The 16924-nt window shown below is 74.3% G+C and carries 15 protein-coding genes and 1 riboswitch; of the genes, 6 read left to right on the top strand and 9 right to left on the bottom strand.

Going from position 1 to position 16924, the window contains the following annotated elements:
* Positions 1-24: 24 nt before the first annotated feature.
* The 5 genes from O2W17_RS01060 to O2W17_RS01080 form a co-directional block, all read right to left on the bottom strand.
* The gene (locus O2W17_RS01060) at positions 25-1146 is read right to left on the bottom strand and encodes a glycosyltransferase family 4 protein (RefSeq protein ID WP_269190541.1); all 1122 of its coding nucleotides are present in this window, start codon (positions 1144-1146) and stop codon (positions 25-27) included.
* On the bottom strand, positions 1143-2426 hold the full coding sequence (locus tag O2W17_RS01065) for a M48 family metallopeptidase (protein WP_269190542.1): 1284 nt from the start codon (positions 2424-2426) through the stop codon (positions 1143-1145). Before O2W17_RS01065 ends, O2W17_RS01060 begins: the two co-directional genes overlap by 4 nt.
* 180 nt (positions 2427-2606) lie before the next feature.
* The gene (locus O2W17_RS01070) at positions 2607-3689 is read right to left on the bottom strand and encodes a C40 family peptidase (protein WP_269190543.1); all 1083 of its coding nucleotides are present in this window, start codon (positions 3687-3689) and stop codon (positions 2607-2609) included.
* A gap of 16 nt (positions 3690-3705) precedes the next feature.
* A riboswitch (cyclic di-AMP (ydaO/yuaA leader) is annotated at positions 3706-3885 on the bottom strand.
* 186 nt (positions 3886-4071) lie between these two features.
* Positions 4072-4392, bottom strand: coding sequence for a hypothetical protein (locus O2W17_RS01075; RefSeq protein ID WP_331254264.1), 321 nt, complete (start codon positions 4390-4392; stop codon positions 4072-4074).
* An 87-nt stretch (positions 4393-4479) separates the two neighbouring features.
* The gene (locus O2W17_RS01080) at positions 4480-6225 is read right to left on the bottom strand and encodes a D-alanyl-D-alanine carboxypeptidase family protein (protein WP_269190544.1); all 1746 of its coding nucleotides are present in this window, start codon (positions 6223-6225) and stop codon (positions 4480-4482) included.
* 195 nt (positions 6226-6420) lie between these two features.
* On the opposite strand from O2W17_RS01080, the gene O2W17_RS01085 reads away from it, so the two are divergent.
* Both O2W17_RS01085 and O2W17_RS01090 read left to right on the top strand, forming a co-directional pair.
* Complete coding sequence (locus O2W17_RS01085) at positions 6421-8202, top strand: DEDD exonuclease domain-containing protein (RefSeq protein WP_269190545.1); 1782 nt, start codon at positions 6421-6423, stop codon at positions 8200-8202.
* Positions 8199-8483 carry an Lrp/AsnC family transcriptional regulator gene (locus O2W17_RS01090; RefSeq protein ID WP_269190546.1) on the top strand — a complete coding sequence of 95 codons (285 nt, stop codon included), beginning with the start codon at positions 8199-8201 and terminating at the stop codon, positions 8481-8483. The genes O2W17_RS01085 and O2W17_RS01090 overlap by 4 nt, the downstream gene beginning before the upstream one ends.
* A 47-nt stretch (positions 8484-8530) precedes the next feature.
* Here the strand turns inward: O2W17_RS01090 and trpD are convergent, their stop codons facing one another.
* Entirely contained in the window at positions 8531-9592 is a 1062-nt protein-coding gene (gene trpD / locus O2W17_RS01095) for an anthranilate phosphoribosyltransferase (RefSeq protein WP_269190547.1), read from the bottom strand.
* A complete protein-coding gene (locus O2W17_RS01100; protein ID WP_269190548.1) occupies positions 9589-10017 on the bottom strand; it encodes a hypothetical protein in 429 nt (142 codons plus the stop codon). The genes trpD and O2W17_RS01100 overlap by 4 nt, the downstream gene beginning before the upstream one ends.
* 123 nt (positions 10018-10140) lie before the next feature.
* Between O2W17_RS01100 and ctaE the strand changes: the two genes are divergently transcribed.
* The 4 genes from ctaE (at position 10141) to qcrB (ending at position 14482) form a co-directional block, all read left to right on the top strand.
* Positions 10141-10764, top strand: a complete 624-nt coding sequence (gene ctaE / locus O2W17_RS01105) for an aa3-type cytochrome oxidase subunit III (RefSeq protein WP_269192034.1) — start codon at positions 10141-10143, stop codon at positions 10762-10764.
* A 7-nt stretch (positions 10765-10771) separates the two neighbouring features.
* The gene (gene qcrC / locus O2W17_RS01110; protein ID WP_269190549.1) at positions 10772-11614 is read left to right on the top strand and encodes a cytochrome bc1 complex diheme cytochrome c subunit; all 843 of its coding nucleotides are present in this window, start codon (positions 10772-10774) and stop codon (positions 11612-11614) included.
* A 73-nt stretch (positions 11615-11687) separates the two neighbouring features.
* Positions 11688-12800 (top strand): cytochrome bc1 complex Rieske iron-sulfur subunit, encoded by a 1113-nt coding sequence (gene qcrA / locus O2W17_RS01115; RefSeq protein WP_269190550.1) that lies wholly within the window; start codon positions 11688-11690, stop codon positions 12798-12800.
* Positions 12800-14482, top strand: a complete 1683-nt coding sequence (gene qcrB / locus O2W17_RS01120; RefSeq protein ID WP_269190551.1) for a cytochrome bc1 complex cytochrome b subunit — start codon at positions 12800-12802, stop codon at positions 14480-14482. The genes qcrA and qcrB overlap by 1 nt, the downstream gene beginning before the upstream one ends.
* A gap of 832 nt (positions 14483-15314) precedes the next feature.
* Here qcrB and O2W17_RS01125 read toward each other — a convergent pair.
* Both O2W17_RS01125 and ctaC read right to left on the bottom strand, forming a co-directional pair.
* Entirely contained in the window at positions 15315-15719 is a 405-nt protein-coding gene (locus O2W17_RS01125; protein WP_269190552.1) for a cytochrome c oxidase subunit 4, read from the bottom strand.
* A gap of 51 nt (positions 15720-15770) precedes the next feature.
* Positions 15771-16670, bottom strand: coding sequence for an aa3-type cytochrome oxidase subunit II (gene ctaC / locus O2W17_RS01130; protein ID WP_269190553.1), 900 nt, complete (start codon positions 16668-16670; stop codon positions 15771-15773).
* Positions 16671-16924 lie beyond the last annotated feature (254 nt).

The following is a 16924-nucleotide window of genomic DNA, read 5'->3' on the forward strand; positions in this document are numbered from 1 at the left end:
GCCGCGGGGCGGGGCTCGCTGCGGTCAGGGCTCCAGCAGCCGCGCGAAGTCCGCCGCGATGGTCGACCAGGACCACCGCTGCTCGACCCAGGCCCGGCCGGCGGTCCCCATGGCGCGCGCCCGGACCGGGTCGTCCAGCAGGCCGGTCAGGGCGGCCGCCACGGCGGCCGGTGAGCGCGGGTCCACGACGTGGCCGGTGACGCCCTCCCGCACCGTCTCCGGCGCTCCGCCGGAGGTTCCCGCGACGACCGGCCGGGCACAGGCGGCCGCCTCCAGGAAGACCATGCCGAGCCCCTCGACGTCCAGCCCGCCGCGGCGGGTGCGGCAGGGCATCGCGAAGACGTCGCCCGCGGCGTAGTGCGCGGGCAGCTCCTCGTGGCCCACCGGGCCGGTGAGGACCACGGAGTCCTGCAGTCCCGCCCCGGCCACGGCCCGGCGGAGGGACGCCTCGGCCGGGCCGCCACCGACCAGCAGCAGCCGGGCGCCCGGGTGCCGGGCGAGCACCTGCGGCCAGCCGGCGACGAGCACGTCCTGACCCTTGCGGGCGACCAGCCGGGAGACGCAGACCACGACCGGCGCCGCGCCCAGGCCGTACCGCGCGCGCACCGCCGTGCCGTCGGCCTGCGGGGTGAACCGGTCGACGTCGACGCCCGGGGACAGCTGCGCCAGCCGGGCCCGGCTGCCGAGCGCCGGCTCGAGGCGGTCCCGGGTGTACTCGCTGATGTAGGTCACCACGTCCAGGCCCGCGGCGATCCGCTGCATCACCTGGCGGCTGCCCGGCAGGGCCACCCAGCCGGTCTCGTGCCCGTGCGTGGCGCCGACGAGGTGCCGCACCCCGGCCGCGCGCAGGGTGGGGGCCAGCAGGCCCAGCGGCGCTGCCGCGCCGAAGAACGCGGTGTCGCAGCCGAACCGGTCGACGAGCTCGACGGCGGCCCGGGCCGTGGCCCGGGTGGGCAGCAGCATCCCCGTCGGACGGCGGACCACGGGGTACGGCAGCGCCGCGTCGTGCGCGGCCGAGCCGGGCGAGTCCGACGCCAGCACGACCAGCGAATCCGGCGGACGGCGGTCCAGCAGCGCGGCGACGAACGTCTGGATGCCGCCCTGCCGCGGAGGGAAGTCGTTGGTGACGACCAGGGTGCGGGTCACCGCGTGCCCTCGAGGAGGCGCCAGTCCTGGGCCATGGCGATGCGCTCGGCCGTGGTCGGGTGGCTGCCGAAGAACCAGTGCCAGGCGGCCGGCGGATCGGGGTCGCTGAGGTTCGCCCTCGCCAGCTGCTGCTGCATGGCGATGAAGGCCTCCGGATCGCGGGTGAGCTCCAGGGCCCGGAGGTCCGCCCGCTCCTCGATCTGCCGGGACACCAGGTTCTGCACCGGGGTCGCGATCAGCCCGCCGACGGCCACCAGGAACAGCAGCAGCGGCACGACGCGCGGGTCGCCCGGGGACTCGGCCCCCGCGCGGCGCAGGAGTCGCGTCGAGCCGAGCAGCCACCCGGCCAGCGCGGTGGCCGCCCCGGCGCCGAGCGCGCCCATGAGGGTGCCGGTGAGGACGTCGTCGGTGGCCACGTGGCCGAGCTCGTGGGCGACGATCGACTCGATCCCCTCGTCCGGCAGCTCGGCGAGCACCGTGTCGTAGAGGACGATCCGGCGGGTGGAGCCGAAGCCGGAGACGTAGGCGTTCAGCGCCGTGGTCCGGCGCGAGGCGTCGGACACCAGGACGTCCTGCACCGGGGTCCCGTTCGCCTCGGCCAGTGCGAGCAGGTCGGTGCGCAGCTCACCGGCCGGCAGCGGCTCGAAGGAGTTGAAGGCCGGCTCGATGACCACCGGGTAGAGGAACGAGCCCACGACGACGAGGGCGGCCGCCGCTCCCCCGGCCCAGGCCCACCAGGTGCGCGGGGCCCGGCGGACCAGCCACAGGACGACCAGGACGACCAGGGCCGTCAGGACCGCGCTGATGGCCACCGAGACGGCGACGTCGCGGAGCCAGAGCCCCCAGCCGCGGGTGGACAGGCCGAACCCGCGCCGGACCGTCTCGGCGTAGGCCGACACCGGGAGCGTCACCAGGCGGCCGACCAGCACGAGGGCCGGCACCCCGAGCAGCACCTGGACGAACCACCGGCCACCGAGCGGGGCGGCCACGGCGTGCACGAGCTGCCCGCCGAGCCGGGTGAGGCCGAGGACCGCCGAGGCGGCGAGGCCGAGCGCCATGGAGAGCAGCGAGGCCGGGCGCAGCGCGGCCGCGAAGGCCTCCGCGCGGTCCAGCTGGGCGGCCGCCAGCCCTGCGCTGGGGTCGGGATCGGTGTACCCGCCGGGCGGTTCGGCGAGCAGGTCCCACGGCGTGCGGACGGCGATGACGACGACGAGGACGATGCCGAGCACGACCGCCGTTCCCAGCGCGACGCGAGCGCCCGGCCGCCTTCCCCCGTCCACCCGGCCGATCCTAGGTGCGCGCTCCGGTGGCACCGGCCCGGGGAACGACGAGGGCCGGTGACCTCCGCGGAGGTCACCGGCCCCGGGGGGCACAGGCCCTGTCGGCCGGCGATCTCGCCGGCCGGCTTCCGCGCCGCGGTCCGCTCCTCGCTCGCCGGCGCTCGCTGGCGCTCGCGGCTGTCAGCCGGCAATCCGCCGGGCGCCGTTGTAGCTGCCCATCGAGTCCAGGCTCGCCACCTTCACCGGCTGGCCGGACGTGGAGGCGTGCACCATCTGACCGTTGCCGATGTACATGCCCACGTGGCTGACCGGGCTGTAGAAGAACACCAGGTCACCGGGCTGCAGGTCGCCGCGGGACACGGCCTTGCCCATCCGGGACTGCGACGCGCTCGAGTGCGGCAGGGTCACGCCCGCGGCGGCGTAGGCGTAGGACGTGAGACCCGAGCAGTCGAAGGCGTTGGGCCCACCGGCGCCCCAGATGTAGGGGTCGCCGACCTGCGCCAGGGCGGTGTTCACGGCCGCCTGCGCGGCCGAGCTGGGCGCGACGACCCCGCTGGGCGCCGGCGCGGGCAGGCTGTCGCCACCGTGGGCCCGGGCCACCTCGGCCTGCTGTCCGGCCGTGAGCTCGTCGTACCGCTGCTGGTACTCGGCGATCCTCGTCTCGAGGTCCTCCTGCTTCGCGGCGATCTCGTCCACGACGCGCTGCGCCTCGGCGGCGGCCGCTGCGGCGTCGTCCCTGGACTGCTCGGCGTCCGCGGAGGCCAGCGACACCCCGGAGAGCACCTCGTCGGTGTGCCCGGCGATCACGTCGAGCGTGCCGAGCTGGGACACCAGCTGGTCCGCCGAGTCGCTGGACAGCAGGACGTCCAGCTGCGACATGCCGCTGCCGGTGAACGCGCTGCGGGCGAGCAGGCGGACCTGCCCGTCGAGGGAGTCGAGCCGGGCCTGGGCCGCCTCGGCCGCCTCGGTCGCGGCCCGGGCGTCGTCCCGGTGGCCGTCCAGGACGACGCGCGCCTCGTTCAGCTGCTCGGAGACGACCTCGAGCTCGTGGCTGGCCTCGGCCACCTGGGCGGCGACCTCGTCGGCCGTGCCGGGGACCGCGCTCGCGGTGGCGGGAAGGAGGGTGACGGTCAGGGCAGCGGCTGCGCTGACCAGGAGGCCGGAACCGAGTGGCCCGGAGCGGCGGGCGCTCGGAGAGGTGCGCCGGCCGACGGTGGTGAACTGCTCAGGGGCGTGCGTGGGTAGTGCGTGAGGGGTCGCCACGTGCGGCGGCACTCCGTTTCTTCCTCTGCAACCGCCGACCGGGTTAGCTGACGGGTTCGGGCTGGGAAGACTGGCCCTATCCCCCGCGGGCCGGCGAGCCGGCCGCGGGAGAACTCACCCCAGAACTGCGGTGGGTCCCCGGTACACCCCGGGCGCCGGTGCTGCGCGCCGCGCGGTGATTAGGCGGTGTCCGGTCGGGGCCATCCATCGACGGATGACGACCACCCGGCCGGACGGCGACGACCATAACGATCGTGATGCCCCGGTGACAACGGGGACGGGAGTAACGCGCGGGGCGGGTGTTCCCGCCGGCACGGCGCGCTCAGCTGGGCATTCACCCGGACGGGTGTACGCGCGGCCACCGCGACGGGCACGCCGGCGATCAGCCCGTGCGCCGCCCCGGAGAGCCCTCGCCACCGGCGCCGTCGGAGCCGTCGGGGTGCCGCAGGGGTGGCACCAGGCCGCCGTCGGCCAGCGCGCGGACGGCCCGGCGTTCCACGTCGTCGAACTCCACCACCACACCCGGCGGCGGCACCACGACGTCCTCCGCGGTCGCGGCCGACCCGCCGCGGGCACGGCCGGTCATCGGGACCACCACCGGATCGGTTCCCTGCCATCCCGGCGGGGCGCCGAGCAGCACGGTCACCACGCAGTCGGCGCAGCCGGTCCCCCGGACGGTGCAGGTGTCGCAGTCGATGAGCATCGCTTCTTCTCCTCCGTGAGTCGTTCCGCACGGTAGGAGGGGGCACCGACATTTCCGCCGCGCCGCCGTCCGGCGCCCGGGGGCGCCTCAGGTGCCGGCGTACTCCCAGTGCCAGGGCTCCTCGCGCCCGTTCCCCGGATCGGCCCAGGTGGGGTGCAGGAAGCCGAACCGGCCGGCGTTGGCGACCATCCAGGCGTACTGCGGGGTGCCGAACGTCTGCACCCCGCCGCAGAGGTCCACCGCCAGACCCCAGCCGTGGTTGCTGGTGCCGGGCACCGCGGCCAGCGCCGGCTTCTGGCCGTAGAGCCGGACCTGGCCGGCGTAGGTCCGGTAGGAGTCGGTGATGCACAGCGGTGCGTCGAAGTCGGCCGCGTAGGCCGACGACAGGGCGCGGTAGGCCGCGGCCGCGTCGCAGCGCAGCACGTGCCCGGCGACGCCCAGCGGGCACATCGCGCTGGGCGGGATGAGCCCGTTCGGGTAGCCGCCCCAGGCCCGCGCACCGCCGAAGCTCGGCGGGTGGACGGTGTTGCCGCACTCGGTGCGCAGCGCTCCGGCGGCCGGGCCGGGGACGGGGACGGCGGGCTGCCGACCCAGCGCCGCCCGGCCGACGGCCAGCACCTGGTCGGCCGGCAGCGTGCGCACCACCACGACGCCGGCCCGGGCGTCGGCGGCGACCATCGTCCGCTGATCCAGGGCGATCCCCACGTGCCCGAGCCCGGCCTCGCCGGAGCCGAGGAAGACGAGGTCGCCGGGGAGGACGTCGGCGGCGGCCACCGGGGTGGCGGTCGCGAACAGCTCCCCCTGCGTGGCCGGCAACGGGACGCCGGCCCGTCGGAACGCGGACTGCACCAGCGTGCCGCAGTCCCAGGAGTCGGGTCCCGCGGTCCCCGGCGCGTACGGCCGGCCCAGCGCCTCCATCGCGGCGCTGACCGCCGTCAGCGTCTCGGCGGGCAGCACCAGCAGGGAGGTCGGCTGCCCGGGCAGCTGGGCCACCCCGCGCTGGGCGCCGCCTCCGGTGGCGCCCACGGGCACCAGCCGGTCCGGCAGCCCGCGCGCGGGGTCACCCAGCGCGGCGGCCGGCACGGTGTCGACGCCCGCGGCGCGCAACTGGTCGACGTAGGCGCGCCAGCTGGCCGCCGTCTGCTCGTTGACGTCCACCTGCTCGCGCTGCAGCCGGGACAGCTGGCCGTCGACGACCTGCAGCGCCTCCTCCAGCTCCGCCGTGACCGCGTCGGCGGCGGCCTGGAGCTCGGCGACCCGGGCGGTGACCTCGTCGGCCCGCGCCTGCGCCTGCTCGAGCGCGGACCGGGCCCGCTGCTGGTGGTCCAGCGCCTCGCGCCGGTGCCCCTCCGCGATCGCGACCACCTCGGCGGCGTGCGCGTCGACGGCGTCGAGGAACCCCAGCGCGGAGAGCACCTCGGCGGGGTCGCCCGAGCGGAGCAGGAGGATCAGCGGGGTCACCGCACCGCCGTCGCGGTAGACGGCCGAGGCGTAGCCGGCGACCTCGCCCTGGTAGCCGTCCAGCACGCCCTGCGCGTCGGCGAGCACCGCTCTGGCCGCTTCGACCTCCGCCTGGGCGTCGGCGAGCGCCGCACGGGCGGCGACGACCTCGGCCTGCCGTGCCCGGAGGCTCTGCTGGACCTCGGCCGCACGCCGCTGCAGGTGGTCCAGGTCGCCGCTGTCCAGCACGCCCGAGGTGCCGCCCGGCTGGTCGCTGGGCGCGGCCGCCACCGGGCCGGCGGGCAGCAGGACGACCGCGCACGCCGCGAGGACGGCTCCCGCGGTCCGGCCCCGGGCCGCGGCGGTGCGGCGCGACCACGTGCGCGCGAGCATCGCGCCCCCTCCCCCGGCAGGCCGGCGGCACGACCGGCGTCGCCACCGGCACGAATGGTGTCCCGCACGCGCCCGGGACGCCAGGTGCCGAGGCCCTCGATCTGCCCGGCCCCCCTGGTCTGGGGGTCCGCCGGGCCGGCGGTCCGGCGGCGCGCGTCCCCCGGACTGTCAGCACCCCGCCCTAGCGTCCGCGCCGTGCCACCCGCCACCGCTCCGCCGCGCTACCAGCAGGTCACGATCGCCGACATCGGGACGCCGCTGGCCCAGGTCACCTTCGTCGTCGTCGACCTCGAGACGACCGGCGGATCGCCGAAGGACAGCGCGATCACCGAGATCGGTGCCGTGAAGGTCCGCGGCGGCCAGGTGCTCGGGGAGTTCCAGACGCTGGTCGACCCGGGCCACGAGATCCCGCCGTACATCAGCGTGCTGACCGGCATCACCTCCACGATGGTCGCGGCGGCGCCGCGGATCGGGGCCGTCCTCCCGGCCTTCCTGGAGTTCGCCCGCGGGGCCGTGCTCGTCGCGCACAACGCCCCGTTCGACCTCGGGTTCCTCAAGGCGGCGTGCGCCGAGAACGGGCTGGCCTGGCCGCCCGCGGCATCGGTCGACACGGCCGTCCTGGCCCGGCGGCTGCTCAGCCGGGACGAGGTGCCGAACTGCAAGCTGGCCACGCTGGCCCCGTACTTCTCGGCCACGACGTCGCCCACCCACCGGGCGCTCGACGACGCGCGCGCCACCGTCGACGTGCTGCACGGCCTGTTCGAGCGGCTGGGGCCGCTGGGCGTCACCACCCTCGAGGAGCTCACCGGCCTCACCCGCACGGTCGACCCGGAACGCCGTCGCAAGCGGCACCTCGCCGACGACGTCCCCTCCGGTCCCGGGGTCTACCTCTTCCGCGGCCCCCGGGACGAGCCCCTGTACGTGGGCACCTCCACCGACCTGCGCAGCCGGGTCCGCAGCTACTTCACCTCGGGCGAGCAGCGCAGCCGGATCACCGAGATGGTCGGCCTGGCGCAGCGGGTGGACTCCATCCCGTGCGCGCACGCGCTGGAGGCAGCGGTCCGGGAGCTGCGGCTCATCGCCCGCCACAAGCCGCGGTACAACCGGCGCTCGCGCTTCCCCGAGCGGGCGCTGTGGGTCCGGCTCACCGAGGAGCCGTTCCCCCGGCTGTCGGTCGTGCGCCGGGTCCGCCCCGGCGCCGGGGTCTTCCTCGGGCCGTTCCCGGACCGGCGGGCCGCCGACGCCGCGGTGGCGGCCGTGCACGAGGCGATCCCGCTGCGGCAGTGCACCGCCCGGCTCTCCCCGCGCACCCCGGTCAGCGCCTGCGCGCTGGCGGACATGGGGCGCTGCGGCGCTCCCTGCACCGGCGCCCAGTCGGTGCCCGAGTACGCCGACGTGGCTGCCGTCTTCGCCGCCGCGGTCGCCGCCGACCCGCGCCCGCTGCTCGCGCCCCTGCTGGACCGGGTGGACCGGCTGGCGGCCGAGGAGCGGTACGAGGACGCCGCCGTGCTGCGCGACCGGGTCGCCGTGCTGGTCCGGGCCGTCCGCCGTCGGCAACGGTTGCAGTCCCTGGCCGCCGTGCCCGAGCTGGTGCTCGCCCGGCCCGACGGCGGGGGCGGCTGGGAGCTGTCCGTCGTCCGGCTCGGCCGGCTGGCAGCGGCGGGGAACGCCCCGCGCGGCACCACGGTGCGCAGCGTCCTGGCCGGCCTGCTGGCCACGGCCGAGACCGTCTGCGGGGCGGACGGGGAGGAGACCACGTCGGTCGACGAGACCGAGCTGGTCCTCCGGTGGCTGGAGAGGCCGGGGACCCGGCTGGTCCAGCTGACGGGGACGCTGGCCAGCCCGGCCCCCGGCACCGGGGCCTACAGCGGCTTCCTGGCCCGCGTGGAGACCGGGCGCGACGCCCGCGACCCGTTCGCCGACGGCCGGTCGCTGGGCACCCGCGCGCGCCCGGAGCGGATAGCATCGCCCGCGTGATCACCGCCATCGTGATGATCGACGCCGCCACCGACTCGATCGGCGAGGTCGCGCAGGCCGTCGCCGAGCTCGACGGGGTCAGCGAGGTCTACTCCGTCGCCGGTGCGGCCGATCTGATCGCGATCGTCCGCGTCCGCGAGTTCGAGCAGGTCGCCGAGGTCATCGCCGGCCGCATCAACAAGGTGCCGGGCGTGGTCGACACCGACACCCACATCGCCTTCCGCGCGTACTCGCGGCACGACCTCGAGGCAGCCTTCTCGATCGGCTTCGACACCGACTGACCGCCGGGCCGCGCCCCTCCGGTCGCGCCCCCGACCGCGGTCCGCGCTCAGCCCCGGGCGGCGCGGCTCACGGTCACCCAGCGGTCCAGCAGCGCCGCTGCCCGGCCGTCGTCGACGGCGGCGGCGGCGCGCTCCAGCCCGGCCGCCAGCCCGTCGTGCAGCCGGGAGGGCCGCTCGTCGAAGGCGACCAGCGCGGCGGCGGCGTTGAGCAGCACGGCGTCGCGCACCGGCCCGCGCTCGCCGTCGACCACCCGGCGGAACACCTCGGCGTTCTCGCGGGCGTCCCCACCCCGCAGGGCGTCCGGTCCCGGCGCCGCGATGCCCAGCGCCGCCGGGTCCACCCGGTCGGCCTCCACGGCGCCGTCCCGCACCGTCCAGACCGCCGACGTCGTGGCGGTGGTCAGCTCGTCGAGGCCGTCGTCGCCACGGAAGACCAGCGCCCGGCTCCCCCGGGCGGCCAGCACCTCGGCCAGCACGGGCGCCATGCGCTCGTTCGCGCAGCCGATGGCCGCCGCGACCGGACGCGCCGGGTTGGTGAGCGGACCGAGGAAGTTGAAGACGGTCCCGATGCCCATCTCGCGCCGTGGCGCGGCGGCATGCCGCATGCCCGGGTGGAACACCGGGGCGAAGAAGAAGCCGATGCCCGCCTCGCGGACGCACTGCACGACGGCCTGCGCCGGGAGGTCGATGACGACGCCGATCGCCTCCAGGACGTCCGCGGCGCCCGACGAGGACGACGCCGCCCGGTTCCCGTGCTTGGCCACCGGCGCGCCCGCTGCCGCCGTCACGACCGCGGCCATCGTGGAGATGTTGACCGTGTGGGCGCCGTCGCCGCCGGTGCCGACGATGTCGACGCAGTCCATCGGCAGCTCGACGGGCGTCGCCTGGTCCAGCATCTCGGCCGCGAGCCCGGCGACCTCCTGGGGCGCTTCGCCCTTGGCCCGCAGGGCGACCGTGAACCCCGCCACCTGGGCCGGGGTCGCCTCCCCGGTCATCACCTCGCGCATCGCCCAGCGGGTGTCCTCCGCGGAGAGGTCGTGACCGGCGAGCAGGCGGTTGAGCAGGCCGGGCCAGGTCGGCGCGGCCGACGGCGGCACCGACCGGCTCACCGGCTGGCCGCGGGACGGTGGGCGTGCGCGCGGATCAGGTCGGCGACCACGCCGGGGGCGACCAGCGGGTCGACCGGCTGGGCCAGGGTGCCCTCGGCGCGCGACCAGTGCGCCAGCCAGCGGTCGGGCTGCCGGGCCACGAGGAGGCACACGGCGGGCCGGTCGGCGACCTCCACCTCGAGCTGCCGGGTCAGCGCCATGCCGCCGGTCGGCTGCGCCTCGCCGTCGAGGATGCACAGGTCGATCCCGCCGGCGTCGACGGCGGCCACGACCTCGTCGCCGGTCGAGCACTCCAGCCACGTGAGCGGACCCACGTCGGCGGCCGGCCGGCGGCCCACCGCCGTCCGGACCGCCTCGCGCACCTCCGGGCGGTGGCTGTAGAGCAGCACGGTGGCCGGTGCGGCGGGCTTCTCGGCAGCACTCACGCGGCCGAGACTAGTGCCCGACGGCGTCGTCGCAGGCCAAGACCGTCGATCGGTCTCGGACTGGTCACGGTGGCGCCACGCCCACCGCACCCGCGGTCGTGACGGGGGGCAGCCGATGCCATGATGGGCCTCGTGACAACGGCCCCCGTCGCGAGCAGCACCTTCGACACCTCGCGGGTGCACTCCCTGACCCGACCGAACATGGTCAGCGTCGGCACGATCATCTGGCTCGCCAGCGAGCTCATGTTCTTCGCCGGCCTGTTCGCCATGTACTTCACCGCGCGCGCCCGGTCCACCGAGGGGTGGCCGCCGGAACCGACGGAGCTGAACCTCCCGTACGCGACCTTCTTCACCATCATCCTCGTGCTCTCCTCGGTGACCTGCCAGTTCGGCGTCTTCGCGGCGGAGAACGGGAACGTCTACGGGCTCCGGCGCTGGTTCACCATCACCTTCGTGATGGGCCTGGTCTTCGTGCTGGCCCAGGCGAACGAGTACCGCGTCCTGGTGGTCGACCACGGCACGACGATCGCGTCGTCGACCTACGGCTCGGTGTTCTACATCACGACGGGCTTCCACGCGCTGCACGTCATAGGCGGGCTCATCGCCTTCGTCTACGTGCTCATCCGGTCCACCATGGGCCGCTTCACGCCGGCACAGGCGACCTCGGCCATCGTGGTCTCCTACTACTGGCACTTCGTCGACGTCGTGTGGGTCGGGCTCTTCGCCACGATCTACCTGATCCGCTAGGGAACCGGTGTCCACCACGAACCCGCAGTCCGACGCCCCGCTCGACGACGCCGGCACCCCCGTGGGCCGGGCCCGCGCACGGCGTCGCTCCAAGCACCGCCGCCGCCTGGCCAACGCCGCCGGCCTCATGGCCTCGCTGCTGATGACCGGCGCCCTGTACTCGGTGTTCGCACCGGCCCAGGCCGCCGTCGAGACCACCAGCGAGTCCGCCGCCGAGGCAGCCGGGCGCGAGCTGTACGAGCGCAGCTGCATCAGCTGCCACGGCGAGAACCTGGAGGGCGTCCCGAACCGGGGCCCCTCGCTCATCGGCGTCGGCGAGGCGTCGGTCTACTTCCAGGTGCACACCGGCCGCATGCCGCTGGTGCGCCAGGAGGCCGACGCCCCCGACAAGCCGGTCGTCTTCTCCGACGAGGAGATCGACCAGCTCATGGCCTACGTGCAGGCCAACGGCGGCGGGCCCACCCTGCCCTCCGGCGACCTGCGCGACGGCGAGCTGGCCGAGGGCGGCGAGCTGTTCCGGCTGAACTGCTCGTCCTGCCACAACTTCGTCGGTGAGGGCGGCGCCCTCTCCTCCGGCAAGGCGGCGCCCAGCCTCGAGAGCTCGACCGACCTCGAGATCTACACGGCGATGCTGACCGGCCCGGAGAACATGCCGGTGTTCGGCGACAACCAGCTGACCCCGGACGAGAAGCGCTCGATCATCGCCTACATCCAGACCGTCCAGGGCATGGCCGACCCGGGCGGCGCCGGCATCGGCCGCATGGGCCCCGTCGCCGAGGGTCTGGTCATCTGGGTCGTCGGCATCAGCGCACTCATGTTCGGCATCTTCTGGATGGGCAGCAAGGCGTGAGCGAGCGTCCGAGCTCGGCATCCACCGGAGCACCTTTGGGAACGCTGACGGCGCGCGTCAGCGAGGAGGCAGCGTGACCACGCACGACACCCGCCCCGGTTCGACCGGCGGCGAGGACACCCCCGGCCCGCTGTACGGCGGTCCGGACGAGGACTACACCCCCGAGCGCCTCGCCGGCATGAGCCGCGAGGACCTCGACCGCCTCGGCGCCCGGTACGACGGCGTGGAGATCCTCCACGTCGATCCGGGCCCGGAGCCGGGGTCCCGGCTGGAGAAGCGTGCGGTCCGCCAGGTCGGCCTCGCCTTCACGCTGGCCGGTGTCTTCGCCTTCCTCTTCCTGGTCGTCTACGCCGGGTCCGGCTGGTTCCTCCCGGAGTGGAACTGGGCCGAGGAGGGCACCACCTGGAGCGCCCTGTTCACCCCGCTCCTGGGGCTGTTCATGGGCCTGTCGCTGACGATGGTCGGCGTCGGCCTGGTGCTCTTCACCAAGAAGCTGCTGCCGCACGAGACGGCCGTGCAGGACAAGCACGACGGCTCGCACTTCGACCGCGTCACCACCGGGGCGACCCTGGTGGGCGGGCTGCACAGCACCGGCCTGGCCCGCCGCAAGCTGATCACCCGGTCGCTCGGTTTCATGGGCGCCGCCGTCGGCGTCATGCTGCTGGCCCCCCTCGGCGGCCTCATCAAGAACCCCAACACGGGCAACCCGCTCGGCCGCACCTCGTGGGCCGAGGGCGTCCGCCTCCTCCGGGACGACGGCAGCCCGATCCGCCCCGGCGACCAGGAGCCCGGCTCGCTGGAGACCGTGTTCCCGGAGGTGCCCGGAGGGAACCTGCAGTCCGACGCCGCGACCATGCTCATCCGGCTCCGTCCCGAGCAGGTGCTGCAGGACGAGCCCCGCGAGGGGCAGGCGGACTTCTCCTACGGCGACTACGTCGCCTACTCGAAGATCTGCACGCACGCCGGCTGCCCGGTGTCGCTGTACGAGCAGGAGACCGGCCGCATCCTGTGCCCCTGCCACCAGTCGCAGTTCGCCGTCACCCAGGGCGCCAAGCCGATCTTCGGCCCGGCCACGCGCTCGCTGCCGCAGCTCCCGATCACTGTCGACGACGAAGGCTATTTCGTGGCACGCAGTGACTACATTGAAGCTGTCGGACCCACTTACTGGAACCGGGAGCGCATCTGATGGCTGCTACCGCCACTGCGCCGGGAGCCCCCACCTCCCGGCTCGGCAAGACCGCGACCGAGTTCGACGACCGGTTGATCGTCGCCGGTCCGGTCCGGCGCACGCTCAACAAGGTCTTCCCCGACCACTGGTCGTTCCTGCTCGGGGAGATCGCCCTCTACTGCTTCGTCATCCTGCTGCTGTCGGGCACGTACCTCACCTTCTTCTTCGACGCGACCATGAACGAGGTCGTGTACGACGGGTCGTACGACCCGCTGCGCGGCACGGAGATGTCGGGGGCCTACGCCTCCGCGCTGAACCTCTCCTTCGACGTCCGCGGCGGCCTGTTCATGCGGCAGCTGCACCACTGGTCGGCGCTGCTGTTCGTCGCCTCGATCGTGGTGCACCTGCTGCGCATCTTCTTCACCGGTGCGTTCCGCCGGCCGCGGGAGACCAACTGGCTGCTCGGTGTGGTCATGCTCGTGCTGGCGCTGCTCATGGGCGTCACCGGCTACACGCTCCCCGACGACCTGCTGTCGGGCACCGGGCTCCGCATCATCAGCGCGATCCTGCTCTCCATCCCGGTCATCGGGACGTGGGCGCACTTCGCGGTGTTCAACGGCGACTTCGTCGGCACGGAGATCATCGGCCGGTTCTACATCGCCCACGTGCTGATCCTCCCGGCGATCCTGCTGGCGCTGATCGCGGCTCACCTGCTGATCCTGGTGAAGCAGAAGCACACGCAGTTCCCCGGCCCCGGCCGGACCGAGCACAACGTGGTGGGCAACCGGCTCTTCCCGACGTTCGCCGCGAAGGCGACCGGCCTGCTCTTCATCGTGTTCGGCGCGTGTGCCGCACTGGCCGGCCTCGTCCAGATCAACCCGGTCTGGCTGTGGGGGCCGTACAACCCGGCCCAGGTCTCGGCCGCGTCCCAGCCCGACTGGTACATCCTGTTCCTCGACGGTTCGACGCGTATCTTCCCGGCCTGGGACATCAACCTCCCCGGCGACTACACGATCCCGGCGCTGTTCTGGCCGACGGTCGTCATCGCCGGCGCGATGTTCACGTTGCTCGCGCTCTACCCGATGATCGAGCGCAAGCTGTCGGGTGACACGGCGTCGCACCACCTCCTGCAGCGCCCCCGCGACGTCCCTGTCCGCACCTCGCTCGGTGTCATGGGGCTGACCTTCTACTTCGTGCTGGCGATCTCGGGCGGCAACGACGTCATCGCCGACAAGTTCGACATCAGCCTCAACGCGATGACCTGGTTCGGGCGCATCGGCGTCATCGTGCTGCCGGCGATCGCGTACGTGTTCACGTACCGCATCTGCCTCGGTCTCCAGCAGCACGACCGCGAGGTGCTCGAGCACGGCATCGAGACCGGCGTCATCCGCCGGCTGCCCAACGGTGAGTTCATCGAGGTGCACCAGCCCCTCGGCCCGGTCGACGAGCACGGTCACGGCCAGCTCGCCTACGGCGGCGCACCGGTGCCCAAGCGGATGAACCACGTGGGCGGTTCGCGTCGCGCCATCCGCGGCTTCTTCTCCCCCATCGAGGAGCCGTCCGCGGTGGAGCTGGAGCAGCGGCGCGAGGGCCGCGGCCTCTCCGCCTCCGAGTCCGACCGGGAGCTCACCTCCTCGGGTCGCCCGTCCGAGGGTGGTCGCCCGTCCGAGGGTGGTCGCCCGCAGGACCCGCGCGACTGATCAGCACGAACCAGAAGGGCCCCGGTGGATCTCCACCGGGGCCCTTCTGCGTCCGGCCTGCACGCGCCCTCGGCCGGCGGACCAGACCGAGCCTTGGTCGGCGCCGGCCCGGGATCCGCGCCGGGCCGGGATGCCGCTTCCCGCGGACGGAACGGCTCCCCGGGCGGCACTTCCACCCGCCGGCTTCACCCCGGCACGCGCTGCGCTGACGACGCCCGGCCCTCAGCGGGAGATCGATGACCGGGTGGCGGCGGGCCGCGAGATGGCGCGTGCCATGGCAGCGATGTGCGCGGACGGCGCGCTCCTGGGGCCCGAAGACGCCGCGGGTGCACATCGCTGCCGTGACAGCCCCATCGGCGCCAGGGAGCCTCACGGGCGCTGGGAGGCTCTGTGGGCGCCGGGCCCGACCTCCGCGGCCTCCGCGAGCGCCAGGGAGGCCCTCTGCGGGCGCCAGGGCCGGCCTCGCTGTCCAGGCGACCTCGCCGAGCGCCGGGGCGGCTTCCCTGGTGCCGGGAACTCGTGGGCGCCGGGCACGGGGCCGCGGACGCGGGAGGGGCCGGGAGCCGACGGCCACGCAGACACCCCGCCGGCGGTCACGACGCCCGATGCCGCCACGGCGGCGGCTCCCGGCAGGTCCGGCGCTCAGCGGGAAGCACTACCGCATCGCCGTACTCGACCAGGCGGGCACCGCCCGGGAGCGCGATCGAACGCCCGGGCCGGCACCGCCCAGGGCTGCCATCGACCACCCACGGCCGGCGGCGAACCGGTCACCGACGACGAGGGCCCCCTCCGCCTGCCGGCGGAAGGGGACCTCGGTCGTGCGCGTGGGACGTCAGCTCTGCTGGGCGTTCTGCCCCACGTAGTACTCGAACAGCAGGCCGCCGACGGCGATCAGGAGCGCGACCGTGGCGATGAGGATGAGCCAGAAGTACCAGAACGCGACCCCGAGGCCCATGAGGCCGGCAGCCGCAGCGAGCGTGATCGGCCAGTAGCTGGCCGGGCTGAAGAAGCCCAGCTCGCCGGCGCCGTCGGCGATCTCCGCGTCCTTGCGGTCCTCCGGGCGGGCATCGATCCGCCGCGAGACGAACCAGAAGAAGCCACCGATGAGCACGGTGAGCCCACCGGAGAGCGCCAGCGCCGTCGTGCCGATCGGCTCCTGCGACCAGACGCCGTAGACGAGCGCGGCCACGAAGCAGAACACCGCGATCAGATTGAAGATCAGTGCCTCGACCTTCACGGCCGTGCCTCCTCGTACATGTGTGGGGTCCGGTTGCCGGGAGCGGGGACGTCAGTCACCGGTCTGCTGCAGGTCGACGACCTTCTCCTGGATGAGGTCCAGCGGCGTCGTCGTTCCGGCCTCACCGACCTGACCGATCTCCTCGAGCGCCTCGTAGGTGCTCAGGCCGGCCTCGCGGGCCTCCAGGTAGGCGTCGTACTCGTCACCGGACACCGCGCGGACCTCGAAGTTCATGTACGCGTGGTACGTGCCGCACAGCTCGGCGCAGCGGCCCACGTAGGCGCCCTCCTCGCGGACGGTCACCTCGAAGACGTTGTCCCGGCCGTTCTCGTTGCCGGGGATGACGTCGAGCTTGAAGAGGAACTCGGGGACCCAGAACGAGTGGATGACGTCGGCCGAGGCCAGCTCGAACCGGATGGTGCGGTCGGTGGGCAGCACCAGGATCGGGACCTCCGTGCTGGTGCCGACGGTGTTCACCGGCTCGCCGTCGGCGTCCTCGGTCCCGGGGTAGACGAACTGCCAGTTCCACTTGAAGGCGTTGACGGCGATGATCTCGTCAGGGTCCGGGCTGATCTCCCGCACCTTGTTCTGGGTCACCACGGTGAAGAAGAAGAGGCCGGAAATGATGATGAACGGGATGATCGTGTAGACGATCTCCAGCGGGAGGTTGTAGGCCGTCTGCCGCGGCAGCTCGTCGCCCTTCTTGCGGTGGCGGATCACCGAGTAGGCGATCAGCGCCCACACCGCGAGGCCGATGATCAGGGCGGCCCAGGTCGACCCGACCCACAGCTCCCGCATCTCGACGGCCTCGTCGGTGACGCCCTCGGGCCAACCCCACCGGACGAAATTGCGCTCCCACCATTCGCTTTCGCCGAGCTCGCATCCGGTGAGGGTCAGCACCCCCAGGAGACCGAGCGCGGCCAGCCGCGCGAGCCTGCTGCCTCGAGCCACTGCTCGCTGCCTCCTCGTCCTCCGCCCGGCGCCCGGGCGGTCCTTCCAGCGGGTCGTCCACCGGTCCGCGGCAGGGTGGGACCCCGCCGGACTCAGTGTGGGCCGAGACTAGCCGACCCGCCTCAGGGGCCGACCACCGGAGACGGTCGGGCGGGTCGCGGGCCCGTCACCCGCCCGCATGGTCCCGGCCCGCCCCGCCGCCCGCGACCGGCGGCTGCGCCGCGCGCGCACCCAGGACCCCGCCCGGCCCGGCG

The sequence above is a fragment of the Blastococcus sp. VKM Ac-2987 genome (assembly GCF_026967805.1).
GTDB lineage: Bacteria > Actinomycetota > Actinomycetes > Mycobacteriales > Geodermatophilaceae > Blastococcus.